At 64.0% G+C, this 7,783-nt stretch carries 8 protein-coding genes; 3 read left to right on the forward strand and 5 right to left on the reverse strand.

Annotated features, from left to right (window positions below; genetic code table 11):
• The coding region (locus ACWELQ_RS31300; RefSeq protein WP_452400632.1) for a hypothetical protein at positions 1 to 214 on the forward strand (214 nt) is incomplete at its 5' end.
• 146 nt (positions 215 to 360) lie between these two features.
• Positions 361 to 1,302 (forward strand): carbohydrate kinase family protein, encoded by a 942-nt coding sequence (locus ACWELQ_RS31305; RefSeq protein ID WP_452400633.1) that lies wholly within the window; start codon positions 361 to 363, stop codon positions 1,300 to 1,302.
• A 324-nt stretch (positions 1,303 to 1,626) separates the two neighbouring features.
• Here the strand turns inward: ACWELQ_RS31305 and ACWELQ_RS31310 are convergent, their stop codons facing one another.
• Positions 1,627 to 1,857 carry a hypothetical protein gene (locus ACWELQ_RS31310; protein WP_452400634.1) on the reverse strand — a complete coding sequence of 77 codons (231 nt, stop codon included), beginning with the start codon at positions 1,855 to 1,857 and terminating at the stop codon, positions 1,627 to 1,629.
• A gap of 263 nt (positions 1,858 to 2,120) precedes the next feature.
• Positions 2,121 to 2,849 (reverse strand): murein transglycosylase, encoded by a 729-nt coding sequence (locus ACWELQ_RS31315; protein WP_452400639.1) that lies wholly within the window; start codon positions 2,847 to 2,849, stop codon positions 2,121 to 2,123.
• A gap of 162 nt (positions 2,850 to 3,011) precedes the next feature.
• Between ACWELQ_RS31315 and ACWELQ_RS31320 the strand changes: the two genes are divergently transcribed.
• On the forward strand, positions 3,012 to 4,163 hold the full coding sequence (locus tag ACWELQ_RS31320) for a hypothetical protein (protein WP_452400635.1): 1,152 nt from the start codon (positions 3,012 to 3,014) through the stop codon (positions 4,161 to 4,163).
• A gap of 330 nt (positions 4,164 to 4,493) precedes the next feature.
• On the opposite strand, the gene ACWELQ_RS31325 is transcribed toward ACWELQ_RS31320, so the two are convergent.
• The 3 genes from ACWELQ_RS31325 to ACWELQ_RS31335 all read right to left on the reverse strand — a co-directional run bounded on the left by ACWELQ_RS31325 (position 4,494) and on the right by ACWELQ_RS31335 (position 7,582).
• Entirely contained in the window at positions 4,494 to 5,126 is a 633-nt protein-coding gene (locus ACWELQ_RS31325; RefSeq protein WP_452400636.1) for a hypothetical protein, read from the reverse strand.
• A gap of 93 nt (positions 5,127 to 5,219) precedes the next feature.
• Complete coding sequence (locus ACWELQ_RS31330) at positions 5,220 to 6,353, reverse strand: DUF418 domain-containing protein (RefSeq protein ID WP_452400637.1); 1,134 nt, start codon at positions 6,351 to 6,353, stop codon at positions 5,220 to 5,222.
• Between the two features lie 77 nt (positions 6,354 to 6,430).
• Positions 6,431 to 7,582, reverse strand: a complete 1,152-nt coding sequence (locus tag ACWELQ_RS31335) for an acyltransferase family protein (protein WP_452400638.1) — start codon at positions 7,580 to 7,582, stop codon at positions 6,431 to 6,433.
• Positions 7,583 to 7,783 lie beyond the last annotated feature (201 nt).

Consider the following 7,783-nt stretch of genomic DNA (forward strand, 5'->3'; position numbering starts at 1 on the left):
GCCGCTGATCGTGGCGGGCATCGGATGGGCCATCATCTACTTGTACGCGGACAAGGCGAATCCCGGCGTGTATCCGATCGAATGGTCCATCGGCTGGGTCGTGCTCGGCATCGCCGCCTTCCTGATGTGGTCGCGCATCGAGAAGATCTGGCCGTTCGGCCCCAAACAGGTTCGTGAGGAATACCTGCTCACCGAAACCGCCCCTGCCGCTTGACCATTCCGCGGGTGGGTGACCGGGCCGGCGCTCACCCACCCGCAATCGCTCCGGCCCGGCTCGCCTGTTCCGTCTGACACCGAAAGAGAATCGCTTGTGATCCGTACAGCCAACGCGGCAACCGAGTCCGCCGCGCGAGGTCGGTAATGGCCACCTTCGACCTGGTGGTCGTCGGGGATGCGAACCCCGACGTTCTGATCACCGGAGCTCCGGCCAACCCGCCGTTCGGCCAGTCCGAAACCCTGGTCGATACCGGAGTGCTCACCCTGGGCGGCTCGGCGGCTATCGTCGCCCACGGCGCGGCTCGCCTCGGCCTCTCCACCGCACTGTCCGCGACCGTGGGACGAGACGCTGCCGGAGACTTCGTCCTCGACATGCTGTTCACCGCCGGCGTCGACATCAGTGCCGTCGTTCGTGACGACCGGCTGCCCACCGCACTGACCGTATGCCTGGGTGGTCCGGGCGGAGATCGCGCAATCCTCACCGCCACTGGATGTTTGAGCGACTTCGAACCGAAAACGCTCCCGCCGGCACGGCATGTGCACGCCGCCGCGTACTACCTCCAGCCACGAATGGCCGCGCGCTTGACCGGTCTGCTACGCGAGGCGCGCGAATCGGGCGGATCCACCTCGCTCGACACCAATGATGACCCTGCTCGCCGTTGGGACCTGGCGCCCGGGCTGCTCGACGCCTGTGATTTCATCCTGCCGAACGAGACCGAGGCCCTCGCCTTGACCGGCACCGACTCCGTCGATGCCGCACTTGCATCGTTTGCCCGGACAGGCGTTGTCCCGGTGATCAAGCGTGCGCACCAAGGCGCGATCGCCCGCGTCGAGGGAGAAACCCTCATCCACCGCGGCGTCCCCGAGGAACCAGTGGATACCGTCGGCGCGGGAGACAGCTTCGATGCCGGCTTCCTGGCCGGGCTGCTGAACACCGGTGACATCGAGCAGGCTCTCGCGGTCGGCTGCGCCTGCGGCGCCCTGTCGACACGGGCGATCGGCGGCACGGCCGGTCAGCCGACCTGGGCGCAGGCGGTCGCGTCAGCCACATCGAGCCAGTACACGGGATCGCAGTGTGATCCGTAGCGGCCCCCGCCAAGGCTTCATGCGTTGACGATGAGTCCCCCAATAGACCTGGTTCCGGGTCGACCCAACCCCACAACGGAACCAGTATCGCGGGCGTGCATTCCCCCTGCAGGCGCCACGCGATTCCCCACCCCGCCCCCGAACCGCATTGTTCGCTCTCTCACACAATGGCGAACAATGGGCGGGGTGGGGACCCAAACCTGTACTTCCCCAATAGCTCTCGCCACATCGAGCGATATCCCGCAAGGCGCGGGCGCGACGCCAATGAGAACGCCTCGGACTCCGTGCGGAGTCCGAGGCGTTCAATCGCTCGATGGCGGGTGGTCAGCCCTTGACGCTGCTGCCGGCCGTGAGCTGGCCGATCGAGATACACCGGCCGGATTGTCCCGACAGACTGTCGATGCCGGTGACATCAGTCGCCGCGCCGGAGGCGACATCTGCCGGTCCCGGCTGTTGCAACGGCAGTCCCGCCTCGGCGTTCGCGGTGGCCATACCCATCGACAGCCCGGCAAGAATCGCTCCCAGCGCAACCCCGCGCGACACGAATACCTTCATGAAAATCTCCTCTCGATGTCCTGTGGCCGCCGAACGGATGGCGCACCAAATATGCAGGGCCACACCACATTTCCGAATTCGGCGATCCGCGACGATGCTATCGGCTCCAGCCGCGGCACAGGTGGCCCTGAGCGTCGAATTCGACACCTGGCCGACATGACCAGCCGACTGGATATTCGCACCTTCTACAGTTACTCGTTTCCGCAACGCGGAGTCGGCACCGCGATCTCGGCAGTCTCCACAGGCTGGCGAGGAACGCGTCTCTACGCGTCGTAATCGAGTGCGGCAGTGCGCACTTGCTCGACATAGACCGGGGAGTGGTTGTAGGCGAAGATCGCTCGCTGCCACCCCTCTGCCGTGGACAGGTCACCTCCCGCGGCGCAGAGGCAGCGTCCCGCGGCAAGGGCGGCGTCGTCGATGTTGTCGGGATCGCCGGAAAGGTCATCGGTGGCGACAGGCTGCTGGTCCTCGAGTGCGACGGCGAGGAGATCATAGTCGAGATCTGCCCGAATCCCCCAGCGACCCCAGGTATCCGGGATGAATTGGAACGGTCCCATCGCACGGGCATAGATGATGCTTCCGTCTCCGGGGGACAAGGGATCGGCGATCGCCTCGTTGCCCGCGGTGCCGTCGAGCGGGACTCCGCGGATCACCGGCAGCACCTGCCCGTCGGTGTCGATGGTGGCGCCGCCGAAGCGAGCGTGATTGCTCTCCACTTGCGCGATTCCGGCCAGTGTGGTCCATCCCAGGTGACAATCCGGTTGTGCCTTCGCCATGACCACCGTCGCGTAGCCGTAGGCCTCGAGTGCCCGCTCCGGGATGCCGTACCGGTCGGAGCGCGGCTCCGCCCAATCGCGCAGCTGAGCGAGCTTGTTGTCAACGGCATTCAGCCGAATCGTCGGCATTGCGGCACCGGCGGCGGGAGGCGCCGCGTAACGCGGGTTACCGTTTCCACCGGCGCATTCCGCGGCCAGCACCGCGACCAATGTCACCAGCGACACAGTCAGTGCCGCCCGGGCCGTGACGTTGCCGCGACGGTCCCGCGACGGCGTTCGGGGGCCGGTCATTACTCGAAGTTCCATGGCACAGTTGGCTCTTCGACTTCGTCTGGACGCCTGCCGGGTACGGCGATCGTGGGGGGAGGCGGTTCCGTCGTGGTGGTCGTCGGAATCGGTTCCGTCGTCGTGATCGTCGGAGTGGGTTCCGTCGTCGTGATCGTCGGAGTCGGTTTCGCCGTCGTGGTTGGCGGCGCCGGATCGTCCACGTCATCCGGATCTGCCGGTGGCTGCGGCGGGCTCGTGGTCGTGGTCGGGCGCGTCGTGGTCGTGGCGGGGGTAGTAGTCGTGGCCGGGACCGTCGTGGTGGTCGTGACCGGGGGTGTCGTCGTGGTCGTCGTCGGAACCGTTGTGGTGGACGAGGGAGCCGCAGTCGTGGTCGTCGCCGGCGGCGGCGTGACGGTCACCGTCACCGTTTTCGTAGTAGCACTTGGAGTTTGGGTCGTCGGGTTCGGCCGCGATTGGGGGCGGTCGTCGAAGGACAGCGTCACACCCGCACCAAGGGACAAGCTCGGTCCTGGAGTCGACTTGGCGGAAGTGGTGGTCGGCGTCGTAGTTTTCGTCGTCGTGGTCGTGGCCGGATTCGAGGTGCCGGCGACGGGTTTCCCGGCAGGTGGCGCCTTACTCGTACTGGGGGCCGGACCGCTCTTGTCGGTTGGAGTTCTACCGCCGGAAGGCTTCTCACCGGACGGGACAGGCACCTCAACCGGAGTCGCCTTGGTCGTGGACGCGGGTTCCTTCTTCGCCTTGGTGGTCGTGGTGGCGCTGCTGCTTCCGTCCGGCGAAGTCGTTTTAGCCCGGACCGAGGTGCTCCCGGTCTCCGACATCGACACGGCTCGGTCTCCGATTCGATCCTCCTCGTGCGATTCGCTGCTGAAGGCGATCACGGCCGCAAGGGCCACCATGGTGCATACGGCTGCGGCACCTGGCGTATACCGTCGCACGGTCTCGATGTCCGGCCGTGTGAAGATCCGCCGCCATCGCGCCGAAGAGGATGGTGGCGGATCAGCCTCGATGTCGTCGTATGGGTACTCATCGGTGAGGTACGCGTCCGGGTCTTCGGCGATGTCCGCGCCGTCGGGATCGAGCGGGTCGGGATCGGTGATCTCGATCGTTTCGGTCTTGTCGGGATCGCGAGGTGTGTCGCCTTCGTATTCGTGCATCACATGCTGCTTTCTTCCCCCGCACGCCGCTCCTGCCAAATGGCGGCTCGCTCATCGCGCGCGGGATCGAGACAAGAGATTCGAATAGCTGTCGAATTACCATTAATCGACCTGCGCCCTACCGAATTTCACAGCGACACAGGCATTGAGTAGCTAGCACTATATGCCGGTGACAGGCCCGCCTGTCACCGCAGTTGGCACGATTTGTCCAACCGTCGACAGGCGGTGGCCAATCGTCGGGTTCGAGTGTCCGGAGGTAGGGAATACCTGTCGTAGGTCAGCACCGTCGATCATGTCCTGCCATCATGGGGAAACTTCAACTCGATCCAAAACTATTGCGCGAGAGTCCCCTTGCCGTAGCGATATCGGCGCCCCGGACCGCGCCAGAACTCACATGAACCGGACGTCCGCCGGACCGTCACTTCGGGATCACCATGGTCTCGGCGTCAGCCTCGGAATTGGCCGTGGGGGCCAGGGAGTCATCCGCGTTGCGCCGCAACCGAAATCCACACGCCGCCAGTATCGCGGCGACGATCATCCCGTACCCCATCCCGGCGGCGACCACACCGATCCAGCTGGGTGCCCGGTCGACTGCGTGATCACTGGACAGCGGGACGTCGGGGTCGCCGACCGAATCGAAATCGATGCTGCCATCGGACACGGTATAGGGCAGCATGTCGGGTACGGCAGTCCATCGCCAAACGAGCGTGTTCAGAATGCCGAACGCGAGGCCGATGACGATGAAGAGCACGAACAGCGGCCGCGCGTTTCCCCTTCCGATCCGCGCGAGCGTCCACCCGCGATCGATCAGAACGGACGCGATGACGAATCCGCAGCCGCCCGCGATCATCGGGGCGCTGATCAATACCAACAGCCACCCTGGCTGCGGCACAATCGAATCCGATCCGAAGGCGGCGTAGCCGACATCCGAGGTCCATACCGGCGCGCCCAGCACAGCCAGCCCGCCACCGGAACCGACTCCGGCCAATGCCCCGAAGGTGGACAGGACCGCGATGAGCGGCCAATAAGACGGCAATTCTGTACGTTTCATAGCTGACACAATGCCTGCATCGCCGTTCAGAATATATAGGCCGCAAAATAATTGGCGGTTGGACCGATCCGTCCGTCCGAAAGGCTGGTGATATCAGCTGTTCGGACCTGGCGCACCGCGTAGCGAAGGGGGCGAATCAGGGGACATAGCGGCCCGATTGGAAATCCACGTCACCAGACGTTCGAGGGGACCGCGTCCGAACACGAAGACCCAGATTGCCGAGAACACGACGGTCACCAGGAGAAATGTCACGAGCAGACCGTTTCCGGATGCCTCGTCATTCGATCCGATCAGACGAATCGCGACGATATGAGCCGAATAGACCGTGAGCGGCACCATCCCGACCGCAGCGATAGGCCGCAGCACTCCACCCCAGGGGTCGACCATGAACAGCAGCACGCCGAGCACGGCTATCGCGAGCCCGAGGGAACCGGCGACTTCGAACGATGAACCGACATGCGGCTCGGCACTCGCGAGTCGAATCCACCGAAAATCCAGATCCTCGAGGTGAAGAGCGCTCACTATCAGCCAGGCCGAGCCGTATCCAGCCAGCGCCATCACCGCTCCGGCGACCATCATTCGGATCTGGACGACACGGTTCGCGAGATCGCTGCGGCCGAGTGCGAGCCCGGTCAGGGCGAAGGTGATCCATATCGTTGCGGGATAGGTGCCGGTGACCATCCATTCGGCGAAGTGACCACCTCCGCAGTGCACGGCAGCCCAGTCGCAGTCCTTCAACATCATGCCGGCCAACCAGATATTGAGGACGGGCGCGATGAGCGCACAGCACGCGGCGAGTTTCAACAGCCGACGAGGGCTCCACCCCAGAAAGGGCAAGCAGCACACGAACAGAACCGAATAGGCCTGCAAGATCACCTGGATTCCCGTACCCAGCGCGACGAGCAGACCGCCCAGCACGAACAGCAGGAAAGCCCGCATCACGATCCGCAGGCGGACCGCAACCATTGCTTGTCCCAGCATCGGTCGGGTCCGCCCGCTGATCAATGCCAGCGACAATCCGGCGAGCATCGCGAGGAGTACCGAAGATCGTCCGTACGCGAGAGCCAGCCAGGACGCCCGATCTTCCCATCGCAATTGCCCGCTGACGCCGACCTGCGCGACGATCATCCCCAGCACCGCGATGCCCCGGGCGGCGTCCACCGCAATCAGCCTTCCCGTATTCGATTGCGGCACGGCTGGGTTCGTCCCTTTGGATTCCGTCGACACCGCGATATCGTCCCAACCTGATCATGGGGAGATCGTGAGAACCAATTCAGCCGGTCAAACTGTTTGATCTGGGGAGATCAAGGTGTACGCCTCATGCTGATGACATCGGTGGTCGGTTCAGGGTCGGTCTTCCCGGGTTCGGAGCTGCTGCGGCTGATCGACGGCAACAGACTGGGACTTCTCCGTGCGGCCACGTCTTCCACCCAGCCGAGGAGCAGAGTGGCCGCCGTGGTCCACACGAGTGTGCCGAGAATCAATGGCATCGCTCCGCTCAGGCTTTCGGGCTCCAACCCGATCTCGGTGAGCAGGTAGCCGGTACAGACGATGCCAGCGGTGTGCCAGAGATAGATGGTGACGGCTCGTGCGTTGAGCAGCCCGATGAGCCAGTCCAACCGCGGAGTGCGGGCCAGCCACGACATGTCGGGACGAAATCGCAGGAGCAGCAGCACGAACGCGAAGGACCAGAACGCGTTCGGCATCGCGTCCCTCGTCAGATCGAACTCCGACTCGGCCCGCCCGAGCCAGGTAAGCCACCCGCCGATGATCGCGGCGGCCGCGGCGACCGGCAGCACCAACCGCCACCGGAGCCGGGCGAGGGTGCCGTCCTGATGCGCGAACCCGAGCAGCCAGCAGGCCAAATAGGTGAGGCAATTGGTCAGCGGGTCGAGGACCGTATCACTGATCCCGAACGTCTCGACGCTGAACACATACAGCAGCGCGAACGGCAGACCCAGCATGATCGCCGGCATGCGACGGAACAGTGGAAGCAGCACCGGAGACAGCAGCACGAACCAGATGTAAGTGCTGATGTACCACAGCATTCCGACGAAGAACTCGCCCCATTCGCTGGATGGCGGTGTGGTCAGCGGAAGGATCCAGAAGAGCATTCCGGTATCGGTCGGCGGCGTCGAATCCTCCGCAGTCCACCCGGCGATGAGCATGACCGAAACGGCGACCGCGCCGTATGCCCAGAAAGGCGGCAGCAATCGGCGCAGCCGATGGCCTATCGTACTCGTTCCAGCCTTTGCGAGAGAAGCCGCCATCAAGGAGCCGGCCAGGGCAAACATAATGCCCATCGATGGAAAGACAATCGTCAGCCAACCGAAACCCAGTGCGTGATAGACAATCACTCTGACGATCGCCAACGCACGGATCGTGTCGATATAACGATCCCTGGTCGCCTTCATATAAGCACTTTCGTCGGAGTGGAGCACGGCGGAATTGGACATGTGAGTAGACGGTGATCGCCCCTCGACGCCATGATGGACGACCGTGCGTGAGAATTTTATGAGGTCCCGCGGGGTCTATCGGTAGACCTCGATTCTCAACCGACTCCTTGTTCGTGGCTCAGCTCAGCATCCATAGTCGATCAGGTCGAACGATTCGTAATGGTCAGCCGTGTAGTAGTTTTCCCGATCCTGCTCACCGTT

It is taken from the genome of Nocardia sp. NPDC004722, assembly GCF_053601505.1.

Coding starts and splice junctions, on each gene's coding strand:
- ACWELQ_RS31310 (WP_452400634.1), bottom strand. CDS start 1,857: ATGAAGGTATTCGTGTCGCGCGGGGTTGCGCTGGGAGCGATTCTTGCC.
- ACWELQ_RS31305 (WP_452400633.1), top strand. CDS start 361: ATGGCCACCTTCGACCTGGTGGTCGTCGGGGATGCGAACCCCGACGTT.
- ACWELQ_RS31325 (WP_452400636.1), bottom strand. CDS start 5,126: ATGAAACGTACAGAATTGCCGTCTTATTGGCCGCTCATCGCGGTCCTG.
- ACWELQ_RS31335 (WP_452400638.1), bottom strand. CDS start 7,582: ATGTCCAATTCCGCCGTGCTCCACTCCGACGAAAGTGCTTATATGAAG.